Origin of the sequence: Bacillus oleivorans (genome assembly GCF_900207585.1) — a bacterium.
In the GTDB taxonomy this organism is placed as follows: Bacteria; Bacillota; Bacilli; order Bacillales; family JC228; genus Bacillus_BF; species Bacillus_BF oleivorans.
The window spans coordinates 411,727-434,257 of the sequence record NZ_OAOP01000004.1; the positions used below are offsets into that span (position 1 = coordinate 411,727).

The following is a 22,531-nucleotide window of genomic DNA, read 5'->3' on the forward strand; positions in this document are numbered from 1 at the left end:
TACAATCCGCCTTCTGAGCTCAGCATGTATTCAGGCTTTGGCTTGCCAAGATTGGCTTTATGGCCCGATACAAAAAAGACCTTCAAAATGCAGAAGGTCTTTGTGGATCAGTCTAAGATTCGATTATTATCATCTACATTAATAAATCTGGGCGGGTCCGGAGTGGCTCCAGGATTTATGTGACCAGTTCCGCCACAAACTGTACATTTATATTGCCAGGATTCATCATCAGCCAGCATACCCGTTCCTTCACAAGCTCTGCAAACCGTATCCCGATTCACCATTGACACCCCTCCTTTTTACTTCGTCATTTATCACGCATGACTTTTTTGACGATCTTTTACCCAATTGATCAAGCCGCCTTTTACCATCATTTCAATTTGCCGTCCTGATAAAGTGTGACGGACCATAATCTCGAGTCCTTTTCCTTTTACACTAATATTGAATTCATTGCCTTGCTGGATTTTTTTCCGCAAGTCAGTAAATACAAGAACATCCCCTTGCTCTAATTTGTCATAATCTTCTTCATGGACAAAGGTAACGGGCAAGATCCCAAAATTAACAAGGTTTTGCCAATGGATACGGGCAAAGTCTTTTACTAACGCAACCCTTAACCCTAAATACCTTGGGGCTAACGCAGCATGTTCACGGCTCGATCCTTGTCCATAATTAAAACCGCCTACAACGGCATGGCCGCCTTGGTCCCGTATTTTCATGGCATTGTCATAATAGTTGTCATCAATAATCTCAAAGGCAAACTTACTGATTTCAGGTAAATTGCTCCGATAAGGAAGGACACGAGCACCGCCTGCTAAAATTTCATCAGTTGATATATTGTCTCCCATCTTCAATAGGATCGGAACTTCTAAGTTATCTTGCAATTCATCCATGTTTGGAATAGATGCAATATTTGGGCCTTTGTGTAATTCCACTTTCTTTGCCTCTTCGTATGGAAGCGGCTCATCTAATAAATTTAAATCAATTGTTGGTTTTTCTGGTTCTTTTACTTTAGGATAATCCATATCCAACGAACGCGGATCGGTAATCACTCCTTTTAAAGCAGAAGCTGCTGCTGTCTCAGGGCTGCATAAGAATACACTATCCTCTCTTGTACCAGAACGGCCAGGGAAATTTCGAGGCGTTGTTCTCAGACTGTTTCTGCCAGTTGCAGGTGCTTGTCCCATTCCAATGCACCCATTACAGCCTGCCTGATGAAGCCTTGCTCCAGCCTGTAGCAAACTTGCTATATGGCCCTCTTTGACCAAATCTGTTAACATTTGCCTAGACGTTGGATTAATGTCAAAAGAAATTCCTGGAGCAACCTCTTTTCCTTTTACGATTTCAGCAACTATTGCAAAATCACGGAATCCCGGATTAGCGGATGACCCTACATACGATTGATAAATTGGCAATCCTTCCACTTCCCTGACCGGAACTACATTCCCCGGACTTGAAGGTTTGGCAATCAGCGGTTCCAGTTCAGACAGATTGATTTCTTCATGTAAATCATAGCTTGCCCCTTTATCGGCTGCTAACTCTATCCAGTCTTCTTTACGTCCCTGCTGTTTTAGGAATCGTCCAATTTCTTGATCAGAAGGAAAAACAGTAGCTGTTGCTCCTAGCTCAGCCCCCATATTTGCGATTACATGGCGATCCATCGCTGTTAAGCTTTCTAGGCCAGGTCCATAATATTCAATAACTCGCCCTACACCACCTTTTACATCATGGCGGCGAAGCAGTTCGAGAATCACATCCTTTGCACTCACCCAATCCGGCAGTTTACCGGTTAATTTTATTCCCCATACTTTCGGCATTTTCACATAAAATGGTTCTCCTGCAATGGCCATTGCTACATCAATACCGCCTGCCCCCATTGCCAGCATTCCCATACAGCCATTAGCACACGTATGGCTGTCAGAACCAAGTAACGTTTTTCCTGGCTTAGCGAGCCGCTGCATATGAACAGGATGGCTTACACCATTCCCAGGCCGGCTATAATACATTCCAAACCTGCGCGTAGCACTTTGCAAAAATAAATGATCATCCGGATTTTTACTGTCTACTTGAATAAGATTGTGGTCGACATACTGTGCAGATGCCTCTGTTTTCGCATACTCTAGCCCCATTGCTTCTAATTCAAGCATAACCATAGTTCCTGTAGCATCTTGCGTTAACGTTTGATCGATTTTCAGTCCGATTTCCTGACCGGGAATCATTTCACCAGATAATAGATGGGCCTTAATCAATTTTTGGGTAACATTCAATGCCATGTATGTACCTCCTGAAATTTTCCATTCCCTTTTATTGTGCGTTAAATAGAAATATACTATGCTTTTTGATCTCGACATAATTTGATGCAGTAGCAGAATTGTTAGCACCAGGAGGAACGATGCTTTTCGGTTTTAGCACAACTCCATTGAATAAGATTATTTAACAAAAAACATCAGCCATTCATTAAATGGTACATTAGTTTAAACGGGTCCTGACCCCCAAAGCGTTTATGGATTAACGTTCTGGGGGTTAGGACCCGTTTGTTGTTATAGGAACTAATCTTTTTTTCCTGTTGACATATGGAGTCTGCTTTGAATCGTTAATACAATATATGTCAAATTTCACTGGAAATTTAATGGGAAAAATAGTTGGATATTCCCTTTTTTTAGAAATTCCTATCAATTATGATGGTTTATGTGTTTTTAAATTAATAGTAATAGAAAGCGAGGGAGAAATTTGAAAGGTAAAGTATCTATGTATTGGCTGCTTGTGTTGGTTTTAGTCATATCAGCTATGCTTCCAGGTATTTCTGCAGCAAAAGAAAGTCAAAAGAAAATGTCCATTATTTCAGAGCTAGCAAATGCTACTGAGCCGTCTGAGCAAAATGTCAAAAAGCTAATGGCAGAAGCAATGGAACAAATCCAAAGTTTCCCTGAAGTGGATCCACCTAAAAATAACAAACGGGTGGAATATGCACTGTTTGAGTTACAGGCTGCAGTGGACGGCAATTTTGAAACAAATAATGCAATAAAGACCGCAACGTTTTTTGACCACAGTAAGAATGCATTAGGCATCCTTGAGGCGAATCCGCACATTACCTCAGAGGAGAAGACTCAAGTCATTAACACAGTAATTTCAGCAAACAGAATGGTGACAAAAGAATTATTAGCTTTACTTGACGAAAATATCGACCTATTTTCGAACAAGGATAAAAAGCTTTTAGAACAAGCCCATAAAGATTATGAAAAAGGGTTAGACTTTGAACATAAAAACAACCGGGAACAATCTGTCCATTTTTACAAAAAATCATGGATTAGCGCCCAGGAACTCAAAGAAAAAGCCAAACAGCTTCTTGATTCAGACGGCGACGGCGCAGCCAATATGGTGGAGGAAAAGCTAGGTACAAACAAAGATGCGGAGGATACGGATCAGGACGGGTTGCTAGATGGATTTGAAATTATAAAACAATATACGTCCCCGCTCGACAAAGACACGAATAAAAACGGCACATCAGATGGTCAGGAGGATACGGATCAAGACGGTTTAACGAATCTTCAGGAACAAGAAGCTGGAACGGATCCTGTCTTGGCAGATTCTGATTCGGACGGGTTAGAGGATCAGATTGAATTAGAGGAATTTGGTACGTCCCCTTTATTGAAGGATACCGACCATGACGGCTTAAATGATTTCGGTGAATATCAAGTCGGTACAGATCCGCACAATAAAGATTCGGACCATGACCGTCTTTACGACGGCCTAGAGAGTTACCCACAAACCTTTACTGAAAGTCAGTCTGGAGCCATTCTTGAACTCACAGCAGAAGGAGACCTATCCCCTTATGTCAAAATGAGAAATGTATCCGATTATGCTATGTTTCAAGAAGTGCCTGGGGCAATGTCAGGGTTTGTAGATATTGCGGTTGAAAAGGAATTTGAACAAGCAATAGTTAAAATTCCATTCAATGAAGAGGATATCCCGAATGGTGACTTTGAAAATATCAAAATGTATATTTATGATAAAGAAAACCATATATTTACTCAGCTTGAAGATCAAGAAGCAGATATAGAAAACGGCTATATTCTGGCGGAAACGGACCAATTTTCTGTCTTCACATTAATCTACACGCCAGAATCACCAACCAGCCAAAAAATAGATCTTGTAAAATCAGATGATTCATACCACATTACAAATGAGGATGAGGAAGCTGATTTTGACGGTGATGGATTAACAGACCTTGAAGAATTATCACATGGTACTTTTATTTACTTCCCAGATACAGATTCCGACGGACTGAATGACGGAATTGAAGCAGATATCGGATCTAATCCGTATGATGGCAATGCGGACGGAGATTCTTATAACGATCTTGAGGAGTATAATCAGGGAACAGACCCAGATTTGTACGACAAGGTCTGGACTGATTATGTCCAAGAAGTCCTGCTCGGGGCTTCCGTCAATGAATTCGGCGAAACCTTTGTTGATTGGGGATGGATGGATGAGGAAACATTCAATTCAATTCCTTATTTAATCGGACAGCTTGTTTCAGGCTACCTTGTGTATGGGGATATTGTTGATTTAGTCGCTAACCTGACCCAAGTAGATATTGCCGACGGTCTATTAGCCGCTGCCGGAATTATTCCAGTTGTAGGGGATGCAGGAAAAACCGTTGCCAAAATCATAGAATTTGCTAAACGCACGAAAGATAATATCCCTAAAGCCTTCCGCATGGCAATCGATGAATTTGGTGACAATCCGTCGATTCTGCCTAGATTATTAGACGAACTATCTGATGGAGCGGCTAGCACTCTAAGAAAAATGGGTGCTTCTGATAAAATGATTGCACAGCTAGGGAAACATGGTAACGACCTGAAAAAAATAAGCAATCTCAAAGGAGTTAAATTAGGTGACATTACACTTGATGCCGCCCAAAGAAATATTATCAACCGTCAAATCAGACAGCGCTGGGGCACCTATTTGGATGGTTCTAAACGAGCAGAGGCTTTCGCTATGGAAGCAGCAATCTGGTACTATGAACAGCTAGGTTACAAACTATTATACTCTCAGCGCGATATTGGCCAAACCATCTTTACTTCCCAAGGACCTGATATTGTTATGAAAAGCCCATCTGGAGAACCATTGATCATTGAAGCAAAAGGGTCATACTCGGAAAAAGGAAAATTAAACGATGGGAAGGAAAAAGGATCGCGACTTGCATCCAATGTGGGAGGTACTCTTCGCTATTATTTGGACAGAGAATGGCTGTCTGTCAATAGTCAAAACAGGTACTTGGATGCCTTTGATAGAGCCATCGCCAACAACACGATAAGACCTGAAGAGAAAGAGGCCTATGATATGTTAAAAGATATCATTGATAACGGCGCTCCATATAATAGTTCAGTCGTTTATGGAGGTATAAGGCAGGCCAAGTCTGTCATTGAAGCAGGCAGGAAGATTGATGAATATCTAGAAAATCTATTACAGGATACCAAATCAATAGACTTTATTATCATTCGCAATATATAATCAATGATTTCAGCGAGGAAGGGAGAGAAATCTCCCTCCTTTCCTGTCATCAGCTTAGGAGAGGTTTATATGACGAACGATTTAAAAGTGGATGCCGAAAAATTGCACTGGAAAAAAAATTTTCTAGATTCTGTTGGTCCCAAATCCTGGTCAGATTATGAGGCTTATGCAAGATGTTTATTTTACTTGGGAAAACAAGAGGAATCCAAAGCGTACTTTTTAGAAGCAGCCAGTCGAATTCAAAATTTGATTTCTGTATTTGAAAGAAATAATCCTAAAGAATTTGCGCGTGTTAAACTTATTCAGGCCAATTTTTATCGTATCGCTGGCCAGAAAGCCCAGAGTATTCAAAAGTACGATGAGGTACAGGATCTGCTGAAAACAATGTTGGAAAAAGAACATAAGAATAATCAGGCAAACGCGCTGTCTTTCTTCAACAATCTCAGCTATTGCTATTTCTTTCTAGAGGATTACGAGCAATCCATCCATTATGGAAAAATGGTGTCAGAATGGTTTCCTATCTCTCTTGGGTATGCAGAAGGACTATACCACTCGGAAAAAAAACGAATTGTTTCCACTTTGAAATATGTAATACAAGAAATCAAAAGAGAAAAAAGCGTACCTTACGACACAGGAGCCGAAGTAAGTCTATGGGATTGGTATGAAATTGGGAAAAAGTTGCTATGAAACAAAGGGACGGTTCTTCTGTTTCAATGAAACAGAAGAACCGTCCTTTGTTTATTTTGTATACCGGTTTGCATAGCTCGATGCTACAAGTGAGTCTGGTTTGATTTTTGCTTGTATTCCATGTGCCTCTATTCTCGCTACCATCTCTGACACAAATTCCCTCGTCTTATTCCTCTGTCCTTTGCCGATGTCCAAGTGACCCTCCATCGTTAAACTGGCTCCTTTATAAACATGCGGCAGAACAATATCGATTAGCTCATTTTTCAATTCATCGTTAAACATATAGGCAACCTGTTCGGTTAGCGATGTTTCAATTGAAATCTTTTGATGTAAATTACGGATAGGATTTGGATATACCAATTTCCGATAGCAAGCCCATGCCCCTCTTCCTACTCTTTGAATAACGATGCCCGTTATAAATATGGTCTCTTTTGAATAGACATGAGAATCGGTTCCAATCATGAGCCTATAATTGCCCATTGGCTCCTGCCTCATAAAGGAAACTATACGAAAATACACATCCTCAAAGGTTAAATTTGAATCTGTTAAATTTTTAAACGTCAGCGGCCGGTTAGCAAAGAAAGTATCTTTCAGTGCTTCCATCTCCTTTAGTCGTTTTCTGCCCCATTTACAGTTCTCCACAAAGCTATCACTACTATTAAGATATGGAAAATTAAAAGAGGAATGTACGAGTTCATAAAAAACATATAGAAAGTTTACAATTTGAAAAGGATGTTAAGGAGAAAATGAAGCGGTTCTATATTTTATTCACGCTTGTAAGAGGGGTGAGAATGGAACGAAGGGGCGGTTCTTCTGTTTCTAAGAAACAGAAGAACCGCCCCTTCGTTCACACTGATTAAGGGTTTGGACAATTTTTTCAGCTATAAGGTGTGCTTGAATATCTCGGTCATAACCGTTGTAAGATTCTGGTCCATTATTTACCGCTTCTAAGAAAGCCGTGATGATTCCGTAAAATCCTCTTTTATGGAGCATAGGCTCCCAGTCGTTATACCCATGATCTAAAATTTGCTTTTCTTTATGTGTGTAAATCTCGTTTACATTTTTCACAATTCTTGTTTCATGACGACTCATTACTTCCACTTTTTCTTCAGTAGTCCCTGCTTCACGATTCATTACTCCAATTGCTGTTCCCTGCTCTGCTTCAAGCTGAAGAATTACGTGATGCAATAGTCCATCCACTTGCTTCCCGCGTATCATGATGTTGTTAATTTGGTATGGAAACAAATACAGTAATGTGTCGATGACATGGATAAAGTCATCAAATACAAACGTACGGGGATCAGCTGCGAGATGGCTGCGATTTTTTTGCATAATGATCAGATTAGGATCCTCGATTTCCTTCAGCTTTTGATAGGGTGGGGCATACCGGCGATTGAAACCTACCATCAATATTAAACCTTTGCTTCTCGCCTTTTGCATCAATCTTTCAGACGAATCACCATCGAACGTAATTGGCTTATCAATATAAACATGAATATTGTGATCGAGAAGCTGGTCAATAATCTCCTCGTGAGAGGCAGTTGAAGAATGTACATAAGCGGCTTCTATTCCACTATTTAATAACTCATTTATTTTAGTATATGTATCCCTAATTTTATATTTTGCTGCAATTTCTGCTAAAGTCTCTTCATTTCTAGTACATACATGGAGCTCTATCCCTTTTATTTGAGTTAATACCGGAAGATAGGCTTTTTTAGCAATATCTCCAATCCCAATCATCCCTACTTTCATGAAATCACCTCTTCGTATATGTCTTAATCTGGTCCTAGCATATAAAAATTCAATACTCTCAATACCTTAACACACTACTTATAAAGTAACATATCACCTGCCACCCTAGTTAATTTAAAATGTATGGGCAGGATCTTGTTTGAAACAGGAACCCGCCCTTGTGTCCGTAAGAGTTTTAAGGCGTAGTATCGGGGCAAGGTGTAACAGTTAGCTGATTGCCTGGAACAGCTACTTGATTATAAGAGAAACCTGCGGGTAACCCAAGATTATTAAAACCTGTAGATATAAAAGAAATTAAATCACTTATTCCAACGTCAGGATTTTCAACAAAAGTTGCATTAAAAACAAGTTCATTCCCCTCTTCATCGGTTCCAGTCCCAGATACATTTAGGAAAATCCGATTATCGTTTGTTGTACAAAAAACAGATTCTATATTTGTTGCTGTAAAGGTGTTGGAACCTACTTGAGTAAAAAAAGTACTCCCGGCAGGCTCTGGCGGGATACCATCAGCACATGAAACATTAATATTAAAAATCGGTTTAAAAATAGGATTAAACGTATTTGAGGGCTCATACTCAACCTCAGTTTAAATCTTTTTTATCCGAATACTTCTTCTTCGACATTGAAATCCTCCTTCCTTAATTCAAATTATGCCGGTATAAACAAAAACGCCCTGTGTACCTGTCCCAAATATTGAAACAAAGGGACGGTTCTTTTGTTTCATATGATTCAAATCAAACTTCCTTTTTTTACCGACACATTCATTTGACTATCTGTTTAAATTGTATTAATATATGTAAGTCATAAAATCCGACTAAATTTATCGGTTAAGGGGTGAATGAATTGTCACAAACAACATTAGATATGACATCACAAATAAATCAAGAATCAAGAAATCATAGATCCACTACCTATGTCACAGATCTAAGTCCTATGCAAAAGAAATTAGTCGCGGTAGGATTTTTAGCATCTCTTATTCTATTAATCTCAATTGTTCAAGTGGCTAATTGGACACAGGGTGTACTATTTATTATTGGTCTTTTACTTGGAGCAACTTTACTGTATGCCCGCTTTGGCTTTACCTCTGCATTCCGGAGGCTTGCTTCTGTTGGAAATACCCAAGGACTACAAGCTCACATGTTAATGCTGGCTATCGCATCGACTTTATTTGCTATTATCTTGAGTACAGGTTTTAGCTTTACCGGCATTACACCAACTGGGTATGTTTCACCTGTTGGAATAAGCGTGTTGGTAGGTGCCTTCCTTTTTGGAATTGGCATGCAGCTTGGCAATGGATGTGCGTCAGGAACCTTGTATAGTCTAGGGGGAGGATCCTCTTCCATGTTCTTAACTCTTGTCTCCTTTATTGTAGGTTCAACACTGGGTGCATATCACTTCACATTCTGGATGAACACTCCTGCCCTCCCGCCGATTTCTTTGGCTGAAACGACTGGCCTTGGCTATTTTGGAGGATGGGCTATTCAAATGGTATTATTTGCGGCTATTTACTGGATTACGGTTAAGATTGCGAAAAAGAAAAATCCGCCAATGATCAAGCCTCTTCCGACAACAACGGGCTGGAAAAAAGTACTGCGCGGATCTTGGCCATTGTTTGCTGCAGCGATTATTTTAGCCGTACTAAACGCTTTAACCCTGACAGTTAGGGGAACTCCATGGGGAATTACTTCTGCTTTCGCGCTATGGGGTGGAAAATTCTTAAGCGCCACAGGTGTAGATGTTTCAAGCTGGGGTTATTTTTCAGGAGCAAACGGAGAAGCTCTTAAGACTACAGTATTAGCTGATTCTACTAGTGTGATGAACTTTGGAATTATGTTAGGTGCCTTTATTTCAGCATCTTTCCAAGGGACGTTTAAACCAAGAAAGATAAAGCTAGGAGTAGCAGGAGCTGCCATAATCGGCGGACTCATGATGGGGTATGGTGCACGACTTGCCTTCGGTTGTAACATTGGTGCCTACTTCGGAGGAATTTCTTCCTATAGCCTTCACGGATGGGTTTGGATGATCATGGCGCTCCTTGGCACTTTTATTGCTCTATTGATTCGTCCATTGTTCGGAATGAAAAACCCAAGTTCAAAAGATTCGTTTTGTTAAATGAAACAGGGGGACGGTTCTTCTGCTTCTTAGAAGCAGAAGAGCCGTCCCTTTTTGTCTTTATCGCACAAATCCCTGGGCTTACACATAGACTGTTATAGTTTTGGTACTTCTAGGGAGGCGTTATTTAGAATGAGTATGGATCACCATCTTTTTGAAAACTGGTTTTATGAAGAAAATCTAACTATCACTTACTATATGCTGGCTGATAAATACCGATATACCAATCGGGAATTACATCATAAGCATGGCATACAGTACTTAGCACACCTGCAAAAAATGGAGCAATTATTTGATGCGTTACAGCAGCATATTCCTTTTTATAAACAGTACATTGCTTCAAAATTTGAAAATCCGGTAGACTACCAACGAGTCATGTCTTCAACTTACATGCTTCTCGCCGATAAATATAAATTTTCAAACCCCCAATTGCATATTTATTTTTATCAAAAATTCCTCAGACATGTGCAGTTATTAGAGGAAAGCTTCCTAAAAATACAGCAAAACGAACTCTTTAAAAATGAGGGTCCGTGGACTATGTGGCAATATCATGGAAGGCTTGCAGCCACCTTCTTGAAACTCGCAAAAAAGTATGAATATATTAACGTAAATACACATGCATACTATGAAAAGCTGTACTTGTATCACTTAGAACTTATGGAAAAAAGTTTCTTAAAGATGGCGGGGTAAAATGAAGGTCATTAATCAATTTTTGCAAATTACTAGTTATAACTATAGTGCCTGACCCCCGTACGTTGTAAGGTAACAAATCGGGATCAGGCACTACATTCCTAAACCGCTAAGTGCACAAATTATCTTTATTACAGTTAAATGGAACAACAAACTCTCGTCCTATTCCCGTTTTCACGGTATACATCCCTTTTGGCGAGCTTAAAATCGGAATTCCTGCCATAGAGTCTACTATTAAATGGTTCAATGTGAGCAGACAATGACCCCTCCCCTTTAGAATAAGAATCATACTATAGTAATATAGTGATTTACTTCCTAGAGTATGAGTTTTCAGATTTAGGATCTATGATTCGAAAGGAAAGGAGATAAAATCTCAGATGTCGAAAGCTCGCAAGAAACCCACAAATATTTACTACAACGAAAAAGTATTAACGCCACGATCAGAAAATCCCAATAGTGAAGGTACAGTAATAAATATCAATATTTATTACAACATAAATATTGAAGACAATAGGATTAATATTCAACAAAGAGCCGAGGGAGGCGGACAAATCCTCAGGAATGTTGGCATGAACGCCAATCAAGGCGGACAAAACGCTAGCAACCGCAGTTCTACGTCCAATAATCAATCAAATTTCGCAAATGGAAACGGAAGAAGCGGTATTGCTGGAAACAATAATGATGAAGCAGGCGGACAACAAGGAATTAAGGTAAGAGATAGCGTATTACTAAATAGCATAATCAAATCAATCTCTGAACAAGGCGGAGGTAAATAAAGAAGAACCGGACGCGGAATAGTTCATATAAACAATCCCCGCGGATTATGGTAATTCCGCCGGGATTTGTTTATTTATAAAGGTATTTGGTGAAAAAGAGAACCGTCCCATTTTTTTCTTGATTAAACGACAAGGGAGTTCACCCAAAAAATTTAATCAAACGTTTGATTAAATCGCGAAAGCTTCACTTCAAGTCTTGATTCTTCCTCTTAACTTCCTCAACATCGGTGTCACTAAAAACAGACGTTCCCTGTCCTCCCGTTGTTTTTGCGAGCCATTGCTTTACTTCGTTATAAGACATGCCTGAGTTGGCATTTTTTCTTTTAACTTCATCAATATTTGTTCCGACAACTGTAAATGGATCAGATTTATGACCGTTAGTATCATTCATTTTGATCACCTCTTTTTCTTTTCTTCTTAATCTTCTCTTGTTGGGGATTTTTTATTAGAGTTAAGAGGCTCGAGGAAGATCCACTGCTATTTAATAGGACAAATGATAGAATATAGATAAACGTAGGAACGAGGTGAGGCTGGATGCAGACGCTTAAGTATGAATCTTCATGGGATAAAACCATTTCTGTAAAAGATCGAAAAAGAATTGAATATGTTTTTCAGATGACCAGTCTTTCGAAGCATACCAGTATCGAATTTACACCTTTATGGCAGGCGGTGAACCATAAGGGAGAATTATTAGCAACTGTGCTTGTTCAAAACTTTAGTAAACACCCCTTATCATTTCACTATAAAAAACTCCGGTATGTAGAGAACACAGAAATAGTAGCAGAGCATACATTTACCTTTTCAGCATTAGTCATAGAACCTGAAACAAGCATGCCCTGGACTTTTATTTTTCCTATTGAAAGTTTACGTAAACAAACTTTTGAAACAGGTTATCTAGAGTTGATCTGAAATTTACGAGAAACAAAGGAGTGAAAAAATGAATCTTAGATTTGAATTATTACCTGATGACCGAATTGAAACCTGCCGGGATTTGTGCAATAAACTCATGGCTTTTCAAAAATCGAAATCATACATGATGAAATTGGGGGACGGTTCTTTTGTTTCAAATAATGAAACAAAAGAACCGTCCCCTTGTTGATCTTCCTTTGAAACAGAAGAACCGTCCCTATGTTCCACCTATGTTCCACAAAAAGTTCGGTAGGGTATGTTTGATGGTATAGGGAGTGTACAGTATTCTTCTTGTTCGGGAGTGTGTGCGAATGGTTTGGAAAGTACGTTAAGTAACCGCTCCATTACACTGTAGTCCCCTTGTTCAACTGCGGCTTCTAGTGCTTCTTCTACCCGGTGGTTCCGCGGGATGACCGCAGGATTATTGTTCCGCATTAGCTGATGAGATTCTTCATTCGACTCCTTCTGTCTTCCTTGTCTCGCGTGCCATTGATCATACCATTGTTTAAATTCGGAAGCATTAAACATTTCCGAACCCTCGGGTTTATCATAAGTTAATGCCCGGAAGGTATTGGTGTAGTCCGCTTTGTACTTCTGCATCATACTGAGAAGACTTTCTATAAGAGTTTCATCCTGCTCCTCTTCATCAAAAATCCCTAATTTTGCTCTCATCCCTTTAAGCCAATTCATTTTATATAACTCACCAAATTTTGAAACCTCATCCTGGGCTCGTTCAACCGCTTTCTCCTGATTTTCATGCAGCAGCGGCAATAACGATTCAGCAAACCGAGCTAAGTTCCATCCGCCAATATACGGCTGATTGCCATAGGCGTAACGTCCCTGCCTATCAATGGAACTGAATACTGTCGCCGGGTCATACGTATCCATAAATGCACAAGGACCATAATCAATTGTTTCTCCGCTAATCGTCATATTATCAGTGTTCATCACTCCATGGATAAAGCCCACTAGCTGCCATTTTGCGATCAAATAAGCCTGACGCTTGATGACGTTCCTGAGCAAGGAAAGGTATCGGTTTTCATCTGCTTCTATTTCCGGGTAGTGGCGTTCGATTGCATAGTCTGCGAGAAGCTGAAGTTCCTCCAATTCACCCCATCGAGCTGTGTATTCAAAGGTACCAACCCGAAGATGGCTTGAAGCCACACGAGTCAGAATAGCACCTGGCAATTCTGTTTCGCGAATAATGGTCTCGCCTGTTGTTACCACTGCCAGACTGCGGGTCGTCTGAATACCAAGCGCATGCATGGCTTCACTTATGATATATTCACGCAGCATCGGCCCAAGGGCTGCCCGGCCATCCCCTCCGCGGGAATAGGGTGTTCTCCCTGAACCCTTAAGCTGAATATCAAACCGATCATGATTAGGAGTAATCTGCTCTCCAATAAGCATGGCTCGGCCATCTCCTAACATTGTAAAGTGACCGAATTGATGCCCTGCATAGGCTTGAGCAAGAGGTGATCCCCCCTCAGGAACCTGATTGCCGGCAAGGACAGCTACCGCTTCCTCACTTTTTAGCGCCTCTGGGTTTAACCCAAGGGTTGTTGCCAACGGTTCGTTCAGAACCGCCAATTTCGGTGAGCTTACCGGATTTGGCGAGAGACTATTATAAAAAAACTTCGGCAGACGGGAATAAGTATTATCAAAATTCCATCCTATTTCTTTGCGGTTTGTCATTGTATCCCCTTTTTCCTTTTCCTTTTATAAAAAACACCCTGTTATTGTATTACTTCAGATAACTCTTAATTAATGTCTGCTTTTACAATTTTATTATACCCTTCCCGAGTTCGTTTTGAACACGGTGCAACATAGGGACCGTCACTGTGTCCATTGACCTCTGCAATTATTATTGCGGAAATTTAGTTCACTTATATATTTGTCCCTTTCGAAATGGTTTACGTACGCATTTATTATAAGTGAACCTTATTGAAAGGGAGGTAATTACAATTACTAGAAGTAGAATTCATCTTAAGCCGTTCCAACTAGGCAGAGTTTCCTACCAGGCAGTTGAAACGACTCCATATGGCATAGAAATGATTAATGCTCCTTCGCAATGGTCTGAAGCACAAGGAAATGATGTGGTTGTGGCCGTCTTAGATACTGGTTGTGATCTGACTCATCCGGATTTGAGAGACCGGATCATTGGCGGACGAAATTTCACCAGTACGGATTCTAATGATTACTCAGATTCTCACTATCATGGTACACATGTTGCTGGCACCATTGCAGCTTCATTAAATGGAGTAGGAGTAGTAGGTGTCGCCCCAAAGGTGAAACTATTAATCTTAAAAGTTTTAGACGCAAATGGAAGCGGCAGTTACGACAGTCTTATTAATGCCATTCAGTATGCCATCTCATGGCGGGGACCTAACCAAGAAAAGGTTAGGGTTATTTCTATGTCTTTAGGCGGACCTAACGATGTCCCAGCATTACACGATGCCATCAAAAGGGCAGTTAATAGCGGGATTTTAGTCGTCTGTGCATCTGGTAACTCAGGGGATGGTTCAGACCGGACTGACGAAACAACCTACCCGGGTTATTATAACGAGGTAGTCTCAGTTGGAGCTGTTGATCAGAATCAAAAACTGGCCCCTTTTTCCAATACTAATGAAGAAATTGATTTTGTTGCACCAGGTGTAAATGTGTTGTCTACTTATCCGGGAAACAGACTAGCTACATTATCTGGAACATCCATGGCTACTCCTCATGTTTCCGGTGCTGCAGCAATATTGATTCAAAAAGCTGAAAAGGAAAGCGGGCGTACTTTAACTGAACCAGAAATTTATGATCTTTTACGTGAGAATACGGTTTCAATCGGATTATCAAGAAATGCCCAAGGAAATGGCTTACTGTATCTTCAGGGAGGACAACAATCAAATTCAGGTCAATCTAAAAAGAAAAAGAAGCGAACGTTATATATTTAAAATAGTGCCCTTCCCAGAGGAAAATCATTCTCAGGGGCAATCAAGCGGAGTCACGCAGACACTTCCCTCCATTTTTAATACAAAAAAGCTGAATCCATTATTTTATGGAATCAGCTTTTTTAGTTGATAGAAACACGAAAAAACGCGCAGCTTTATTGCCTTACGCGTTTTTAAATAGCGAATGCGTGATTTCCAATAGTCTTTACAACTTTACGAGTTAAAATCCAATCACTGGTTGCCGTTTCAGGGTTATAAAAGTAGAGTAATTCCTCGTTAATCCCTTGATCCTTTCCTTGATCTGCTAAAGCATCATGGACTGCTTTATAAGCTTCCTTATCCGCAGGTTCATTGATGGATCCATTTAAAACAGGTTCAAAAGCATTCTTTTCAAAAATAACTTCCTTAACTGTATCAGGGAATTGATGGTGTTCAACACGATTTAGCACAACGGTTGCAACTGCTACTTTACCCACATATGGCTCACCTTTTGCTTCGGCATGGACAAGACGAGCAAGTAATTTAATTTCTTCGCTCGAGATTGTTAGATCATTTGAGAATTTAAATAATTTATCTTTTTTTTCAATCAGACTCATTTGGCGTTTGACTTTTTCTTCTTCTCTAACACCTAAGTCTAATAATTTTGTTCCATTCTTATCGATACCATTTAGGCTTAAAGTGTCACCAGTATTTTTAGTAGAATTCTTTGCTTCTGCATCTATATAAGTTGAGGAAAAAACAGAATAAGAACCTATTACTAATATAATTGTGTTCAATAAAATAAATAATTTATTCATTTTGTTTACACCTCCTGTTTTTTTAGAATAAACAGGCCCACCTAATAGAGTAACAGGTTTACAATTGTATCTCATTAGTGAACTGCTGGCAGAATTACCAATCTGAAACACAGGGACGGTTCTCATGTTTCCAGATCGGAGACATGAGAACCGTCCCTATTCATCAGATATAATAAAGTAATTTTTGTATTTTCTTAAAAACAGCATGGCTTGCCTCCGTCCATAACCAGCTATAAAAGAAAGAAAATAGAAACAAAATACCCGTACCGCTATAACTAATGTTTGCAGGTATGGATGGTCCTAGCAAAGGGAAGCCAAAACCGTACAATACAATCATCATTCCTGCTAATAAAGCAAGCGACCCAAAAAATATGATACTAATACGTTTTGAAAACTTACGAAATGCCAAACCAATAGCCAAACCTAACAAACCCGTTGTAAATGGAAAAACAATGAGCTCACTCGGCTGTATTACCAGTAGAAGTAAAATGCTTACCATATAGGAGAATAATCCGAATTTTAAAGAAAGAATGGTACAAAAGATAATCGGTGCAGTAGCAAGCGGACTAATAAGATAACCAACCCACGGAAAAAAACCACCCGCAGATTGAAAAATAGCAGATAGAGTACCAAATAAAGAAGTAACGATAATGTTTTGAAGGCTGGTAGATTTGCTTCTTAATAATTTATGGATCATATCGGCATGCTCAGAAATCGGTTGAAAAAAGGAATACATGAATGATTCCCCCTGACGGTCTTTTTGGACCATTTAAAACAAAACGTTTTATCCTACATACATAAGCCTATTTCCGTTTAACTCGCCAAATGGCTCCTGTATCAGCATAAGGTATCGCAGTAGTTGCTGTAGCCCCCAGAAGTCCGAAGTCTACAATATAAAGGAAATTCCCATCAGGCGAAAACCGGACAGCTACTGGACGCTCTGGACCTTTTCCACCCTTGCCTGGTTTTAAATTCACAAGAAAATCACGCACTTGTCCTGTGTATGGCATGGCTCTTACGACTCGATATCCACTCGGTTTTTGCTCACCAGTTGTAATCGGAGGGGCACTCCCAATTTGAGCCAAGAACATTTCCCCTCTTCTCCCAAATCTTTCATTTTTGCTAAAATCAAATTTTTGTGTAGCTGCGTGTGGTTTAAAACGAATTAATGGTTGTGCAGCTAATGGCGGATGCTGCTCCAATAGAAACTGCGGCTGCGGATGTCCGGGTGGTTTAAAATATGGTAATGTAACAGGTAATCCGCTTGCGAAATCCGGCCACCCGTACCAGCCTGGCCTTATCTCGTATAAAGGGTCCCAATCCCCCTCAATAGGGCGGCTTCCACGAAAATCAAATCCGTTATTTGTGGCAAAAAGTTTCCCTTCAGGAGAAAAACCTAAACCGAAAACATTTCTAAAACCATCGGCTACTATTTCTAGATTACTGCCATCTGGATTTGCCCGGTAAAGAACCCCATTAGCCAATAACTGGCCTTTTACAACTTCTCCTCGCCGGCTGGCTGTTCCAAATGGATGAAATGCGCCAGTCGATACTTTATCATTAGGATTTATTTTAGTTAGTGGATTATCACTTACAAAATTTTGTCCGACAAGCTTTAAGTCTCTGGCTGGGATATCATGAAATGTTGGTCTTTGCCCAAGCCACCCATAATATTCATTATCAACCCCAACAACTCCAGAATTTGTCACAGTTCCTACCGCAAAATACATTTTATTATCTGGACCAAATACAATTTCCGATGTAAAATGGTCAGCTCCACTTCGCAACCCGCTGATTAATACCTTTTTCTGTCCATCTTTGCTTACTCGATATACCTTTCCATCAAAACCTCCTGTAATCACATAAAAGTATCCTTTATACCATGCAATTCCGGTCAGTGGTCCTTCAAAACCTGAAGCAATTTCTTGGATCTGCCCATCTTTCCTGATGTTTAGAATCCTGGCTTTTGCATAGGCGGGCCCATAGGAATATCCCGACTCTCCAACAAATAGTTCACCCTCATCATCAAAGGCTATACTTGTTGGAAACGTAAAGCCTGAAGCTATTTTTTCTAACTCATACCCCTCTTCCAGCCAATAATCCCTATCGATTCTTTCATTAGTCTCCAAATGATTAAACTTTTGAAATTGAGATTTTAACTTATTTAACTCATTCAACTTTTCGTGTTGAAGATAACGTAAGCGGTGAATAAGCGGAGAAAGGTTGGGGAAATTAGCTAAAAAATACGGATAAGATTCATAGATTAATGTCAGCTCTTTTTCCCTTTCTATTACTTCGGTAATCAACGAATGGGGCTCATCCATATATCTTACTTCTTCCTCATCGAAAGCAGGCTTTGATATCGAAAACAAATTCATTAAATAAAGAATCATGTTGGTTTGCTCCGATTGAGCTTTCAACAAGACATTGATTGGACCTTCAGCACGATCATCCGCATATTGATATAAATGCTTGTAAAATCGATTATTTACTTCACACCAAATAAACTCCCTCACCAGTAATTTTTCAGGTATGTGCAAAACGCCATCCCCCTTTTCCCGATACGTTGATTTTTTATGTGTAGGTATTAAGTACTACACAAAAAACAAATCTCCCTTATCTATTTATATGGAAGAGTTCTTGTCCATTATGTTCATAATGTGTGAAACATGGGGACGGTTCTTGTGTTTCAGCCTAAAAGGATTTTTTTATATTTAGTCTTAAGTGTATGTAAGAGCTGGCACAATGAGTTTCAGTGAAATTTTTTCTAAAGGAACCCAGTATGAAAATTGGGCATATTAAAATTAATCGAAAATCAATTGGTGGGGGAGAAAGATTTGTCAGTTTTTTGTGTCTCCTTATGGCCGGAAGAAGCAACACCAAATGTTAAATCATTACGAGGCAGATTCCATCATGTCAATGGGTACCAAACAACCGTAACCTACCACCCCTAGCTGTCAGGCGACGCCCTAACCTATGGTCAGTATTTTTAGAAGATTGGAAGCTAGTGGCAGCGCAATATTTTAATCTAAAGCCACTCATTTAAACGATCCCTTACTAAAAATAAAAAATGATCCCCCTTATATAAACAGCCGGGAAAACTCGGACTGCTGATACTGTAGGGATCATTTTATGTTTAATTTAGCGAATCTTTATCCTACTAATGTTATAATTTCACCCGCAAATAATTTGATATATTTTGTACCCACTGCTAAATTTAGATTTTGTCCTTCAAAACCAGCGGTTGTGATCCCTATTAGGTTGCCATACAAATCCAGTAAGGCACCTCCTGAACTTCCTGGTGAAATAGGCGCTGTTATTTGCAGTACTTCGATATCTCCAAAGTCTCTAAAACCCGAAATAATGCCATCAGAAATGGTATTAAAAAGTCCTAAAGGGCTTCCGATCGCTACTATTTTTTGTCCTCTAACCAGTTTTTCCTGGGGATTTATTAAAAGAGGCTCTGTACTTCTGTCAATCTTTAGCAGCGCTAAATCATATTCCTGATGATATTTGACTAATCTATTTGTGAAATACTCGTTTTCGTTGTTCTCAAACAAAATTCCAAAAACAACACCATTTTGAATCACATGAAAATTTGTTAGGATGAAGCCATCTGTCGTTACTGCAACACCTGATCCTCTGCCCAATAATTCCTTTTTATCATTATAAACATTTATCAAAACAACTGATTTGGCTAATTGAGCTAATTCTTCGTAGTTTTTTTCAGATTTACTATTGATAGAAGTATTGTCATTGGAAGGATTCAAATTCATATTTGGTTGTTTTTCTTCTGCGGGTGTGAATGTATTTGTTATTAGTTTATGCTCCTTATCATATGCTTTTTTATTAGGTTCCTCAGGTTTAGGCCATTTAATAATCGATTGGGTTGAATGTGGTTGTCTGATCAGCACTGATATATCTTTGATTTGCGGGAGCAATTCTTTCATATCTTCTTTTGGGTTCATATATAGTACATCACATCCCATTTTTGACAGAAACAATAGAAAATACTGCTCGTGTTTTTTTATTTCTCCATAATAAATAACTTTAGGAATGTAATTAAAATCAAAATAATCGTCAAATAATTCCTTTAAATAGATATTCATCCACATCAGAAACTTTATCGCAAAATTTTTTCTTGCTGAATAGCCTTTGCTTCCGTTATTTTGATCAAATAAAGTAATGATTTCTTTAAACAATACCTTTTTTGTCCATTCCAAAGAATTTTCTTTTATACGATATCCCATATTTAATTTGTATAAATGACTAAAGTCATTAGGGTTTTGACTTTCCATTGTAAGATACTCATTCCAAACCTGTTCCATCTTTTGTATATTATTTTGAGAAAAACCATTGTATAGTCCTTCCTCTAATCGCAAATATCCTACATGTAAGGTTCTTATTTCACGGTCGATTTGAGCGAGCGTATCTATATAGTTTTGTTCATCTTTTTGTATACCTATGTATCTAGTAAATATTACTCTTTTCATTCTGCTGAATTTACCATCGCATCTGTCGTAATTCCAAACAGTTTTTATCTGCTCAAATGGCTGGTCTGTATTTATAATAGTTGTTTTCACAGGTTTCTCTTTAACAATCATTTTTATCACTCCTATAGACCAGTTCACTAGAAGACTTGTCCGTGTTCGACAAATTTCATGGTTTCTCTTCTTTCTCATTTTGTCTCATAATTAGATTCTAAGTCAAATTAAATTTACCTTCAATTGGAAATCCCCCTTAGGCAAAAACTCCCCCAGACATAAAGTCTAGGGGAGCGTTGTACACTTCCTATTTTCTCAAAAATTTAAATCCTTATTTCCCATCAGGGTTAAACCCGCTTTTAGATACCATGAGTTGTAACGGCAGTATCTTGAAATTCTACTTTTATCATTTTTAGAACTAAGAGCCTTCTAAAAAGAAAAGGCTCTTACTTACTGTTACGTCTATCATTTATCATTCCTTACAAGCAGTGAACAGCACTCCACATGCCCCGTCTGCGGAAACATATCAACCGGCTGGACCTCTAGCGTTTTATACCCTCCGTCCTCTAAAATCCGTAAATCTCTTGCTAATGTCGCAGGGTCACACGATACGTAAACAACCTTCTTCGGCTTCATCTTAATAATCGTTTCTAATAATGCTGGATCACAGCCTTTACGCGGCGGGTCGACACAGAGAACATCCGCCCGTATCCCCTCTTCATACCACGCTGGTATCACTTCTTCAGCTTTTCCTACAGCAAATTCGGTCTTTTCCTGAAGACCATTCAACTCCGCATTCGCTTTTGCGTCTTCTATCGCTTCAGGAACAATTTCAACGCCATACACTTTTTTAGCTTTTTGAGCGAGAAAGAGGGAAATAGTTCCGATTCCGCAATAGGCATCTATAACAGTTTCTTCACCTGTCAGACCCGCATATTCAAGTGCTTTTCCGTATAAAACCTCCGTTTGTTCTGGATTTACTTGATAGAAGGATTTTGCTGAGATTGCAAATTTAATTTTACCTATCGTGTCGTAAATAACTTCCCTTCCCCAAAGAACAAGCGTCTCATCGCCTAATATGACATTGGTCCGTTTTTCGTTTATATTTTGTACGATCGATTTAACACCATCAATTTTATCCGCAATCTCTCTTACAATTTGCTTTCGATTCGGAAGGTCCTTCGTCCGGGTGACTAAAACCACCATTACTTCCCCTGTGGCATGCCCTACCCTTGCCATAATGTGACGAAGGGTTCCTTTATGCTTCTGTTCGTTATACGCCTGAATCCCGTATTCATTACATATTTCTTTAACGGTCTGAATCACTTCGTCGTTTTTTTCTTTTTGGATGATACAGCGATCCATATTGATAATGTCATGGCTTCTTTTCTGATAAAACCCTGCAATCAATCCGCCTTCTCTCTCACCTACAGGAACCTGCGCTTTATTGCGGTACTTCCATGGATCCTTCATCCCAATCACTGGATGAACAGGAACATCGGGGAGCTTTCCAATCCGAGCTAGTACATCACGAACATGCTTTTCTTTTGCTTTCAGCTGACCTTCATAGCTTACATGCTGAAGCGAGCAGCCGCCGCAGAGATGGTAGACAGGACAAGGTGGGGCCACACGATCTGGACTCGCTTCATATATTTCAACGAGACGCCCAAACCCGTAGCCCTTTTGGACCTTTGTAACCTTTACCTTCGCCTTTTCACCAGGAAGTGCCTGTGCTACAAATAGAGGAAACCCTTCCACCTTGGCTACTCCGGCTCCTTCATGGGTTAAATCCTCAAAAACGACATCAATAAATTCATTTTTTTCAACCGGTGCTTGCTGCTTACTCATCGTAATCTTCCTTTTATGTAAAA

18 protein-coding genes are annotated in these 22,531 nt (G+C 39.5%); 7 read left to right on the forward strand and 11 right to left on the reverse strand.

The window, feature by feature from the left end; all coding sequences use genetic code 11:
* Positions 1-107: 107 nt before the first annotated feature.
* Both CRO56_RS22895 and CRO56_RS11560 read right to left on the reverse strand, forming a co-directional pair.
* The gene (locus CRO56_RS22895) at positions 108-284 is read right to left on the reverse strand and encodes a hypothetical protein (RefSeq protein WP_179714260.1); all 177 of its coding nucleotides are present in this window, start codon (positions 282-284) and stop codon (positions 108-110) included.
* A 30-nt stretch (positions 285-314) separates the two neighbouring features.
* Entirely contained in the window at positions 315-2,270 is a 1,956-nt protein-coding gene (locus CRO56_RS11560) for an aconitate hydratase (protein ID WP_097158780.1), read from the reverse strand.
* A 457-nt stretch (positions 2,271-2,727) separates the two neighbouring features.
* On the opposite strand from CRO56_RS11560, the gene CRO56_RS23225 reads away from it, so the two are divergent.
* The gene (locus CRO56_RS23225; protein WP_097158781.1) at positions 2,728-5,514 is read left to right on the forward strand and encodes a hypothetical protein; all 2,787 of its coding nucleotides are present in this window, start codon (positions 2,728-2,730) and stop codon (positions 5,512-5,514) included.
* A gap of 69 nt (positions 5,515-5,583) precedes the next feature.
* Positions 5,584-6,201, forward strand: a complete 618-nt coding sequence (locus CRO56_RS11570; protein WP_097158782.1) for a hypothetical protein — start codon at positions 5,584-5,586, stop codon at positions 6,199-6,201.
* A 51-nt stretch (positions 6,202-6,252) separates the two neighbouring features.
* On the opposite strand, the gene CRO56_RS11575 is transcribed toward CRO56_RS11570, so the two are convergent.
* Positions 6,253-6,804 (reverse strand): ribonuclease H-like YkuK family protein, encoded by a 552-nt coding sequence (locus CRO56_RS11575; protein ID WP_097158783.1) that lies wholly within the window; start codon positions 6,802-6,804, stop codon positions 6,253-6,255.
* Between the two features lie 216 nt (positions 6,805-7,020).
* The gene (locus tag CRO56_RS11580) at positions 7,021-7,953 is read right to left on the reverse strand and encodes a Gfo/Idh/MocA family protein (RefSeq protein WP_097158784.1); all 933 of its coding nucleotides are present in this window, start codon (positions 7,951-7,953) and stop codon (positions 7,021-7,023) included.
* 864 nt (positions 7,954-8,817) lie between these two features.
* Here CRO56_RS11580 and CRO56_RS11585 point away from each other — a divergent pair.
* The 3 genes from CRO56_RS11585 to CRO56_RS23230 all read left to right on the forward strand — a co-directional run bounded on the left by CRO56_RS11585 (position 8,818) and on the right by CRO56_RS23230 (position 11,531).
* Positions 8,818-10,065, forward strand: coding sequence for a YeeE/YedE family protein (locus tag CRO56_RS11585; protein WP_097158842.1), 1,248 nt, complete (start codon positions 8,818-8,820; stop codon positions 10,063-10,065).
* A gap of 132 nt (positions 10,066-10,197) precedes the next feature.
* The gene (locus CRO56_RS11590) at positions 10,198-10,755 is read left to right on the forward strand and encodes a hypothetical protein (protein ID WP_097158785.1); all 558 of its coding nucleotides are present in this window, start codon (positions 10,198-10,200) and stop codon (positions 10,753-10,755) included.
* A gap of 377 nt (positions 10,756-11,132) precedes the next feature.
* The gene (locus CRO56_RS23230) at positions 11,133-11,531 is read left to right on the forward strand and encodes a hypothetical protein (RefSeq protein WP_245855803.1); all 399 of its coding nucleotides are present in this window, start codon (positions 11,133-11,135) and stop codon (positions 11,529-11,531) included.
* A 184-nt stretch (positions 11,532-11,715) separates the two neighbouring features.
* Here CRO56_RS23230 and CRO56_RS11600 read toward each other — a convergent pair whose 3' ends face one another.
* On the reverse strand, positions 11,716-11,922 hold the full coding sequence (locus CRO56_RS11600; protein WP_097158786.1) for a gamma-type small acid-soluble spore protein: 207 nt from the start codon (positions 11,920-11,922) through the stop codon (positions 11,716-11,718).
* 143 nt (positions 11,923-12,065) lie between these two features.
* Between CRO56_RS11600 and CRO56_RS11605 the strand changes: the two genes are divergently transcribed.
* Positions 12,066-12,440: an SLAP domain-containing protein gene (locus CRO56_RS11605; protein ID WP_097158787.1), complete on the forward strand. Its 375-nt coding sequence runs from the start codon at positions 12,066-12,068 to the stop codon at positions 12,438-12,440.
* A 228-nt stretch (positions 12,441-12,668) separates the two neighbouring features.
* On the opposite strand, the gene CRO56_RS11610 is transcribed toward CRO56_RS11605, so the two are convergent.
* Positions 12,669-14,135, reverse strand: a complete 1,467-nt coding sequence (locus tag CRO56_RS11610) for a protein adenylyltransferase SelO (RefSeq protein ID WP_097158788.1) — start codon at positions 14,133-14,135, stop codon at positions 12,669-12,671.
* A 263-nt stretch (positions 14,136-14,398) separates the two neighbouring features.
* On the opposite strand from CRO56_RS11610, the gene CRO56_RS11615 reads away from it, so the two are divergent.
* Positions 14,399-15,382: a S8 family peptidase gene (locus tag CRO56_RS11615; RefSeq protein WP_245855837.1), complete on the forward strand. Its 984-nt coding sequence runs from the start codon at positions 14,399-14,401 to the stop codon at positions 15,380-15,382.
* A 170-nt stretch (positions 15,383-15,552) separates the two neighbouring features.
* On the opposite strand, the gene CRO56_RS11620 is transcribed toward CRO56_RS11615, so the two are convergent.
* From CRO56_RS11620 to rlmD, 5 genes are all read right to left on the reverse strand, one after another.
* On the reverse strand, positions 15,553-16,176 hold the full coding sequence (locus CRO56_RS11620; RefSeq protein ID WP_097158789.1) for a cell wall hydrolase: 624 nt from the start codon (positions 16,174-16,176) through the stop codon (positions 15,553-15,555).
* Positions 16,177-16,339: 163 nt separating this feature from the next.
* Positions 16,340-16,912, reverse strand: coding sequence for a YybS family protein (locus CRO56_RS11625; protein WP_245855807.1), 573 nt, complete (start codon positions 16,910-16,912; stop codon positions 16,340-16,342).
* A gap of 67 nt (positions 16,913-16,979) precedes the next feature.
* Positions 16,980-18,716: a PQQ-dependent sugar dehydrogenase gene (locus CRO56_RS11630; RefSeq protein ID WP_097158790.1), complete on the reverse strand. Its 1,737-nt coding sequence runs from the start codon at positions 18,714-18,716 to the stop codon at positions 16,980-16,982.
* 612 nt (positions 18,717-19,328) lie between these two features.
* Positions 19,329-20,780 carry a YceG family protein gene (locus tag CRO56_RS11640; RefSeq protein ID WP_179714261.1) on the reverse strand — a complete coding sequence of 484 codons (1,452 nt, stop codon included), beginning with the start codon at positions 20,778-20,780 and terminating at the stop codon, positions 19,329-19,331.
* Between the two features lie 345 nt (positions 20,781-21,125).
* The gene (gene rlmD, locus CRO56_RS11645) at positions 21,126-22,508 is read right to left on the reverse strand and encodes a 23S rRNA (uracil(1939)-C(5))-methyltransferase RlmD (RefSeq protein WP_097158792.1); all 1,383 of its coding nucleotides are present in this window, start codon (positions 22,506-22,508) and stop codon (positions 21,126-21,128) included.
* Positions 22,509-22,531: the final 23 nt, after the last annotated feature.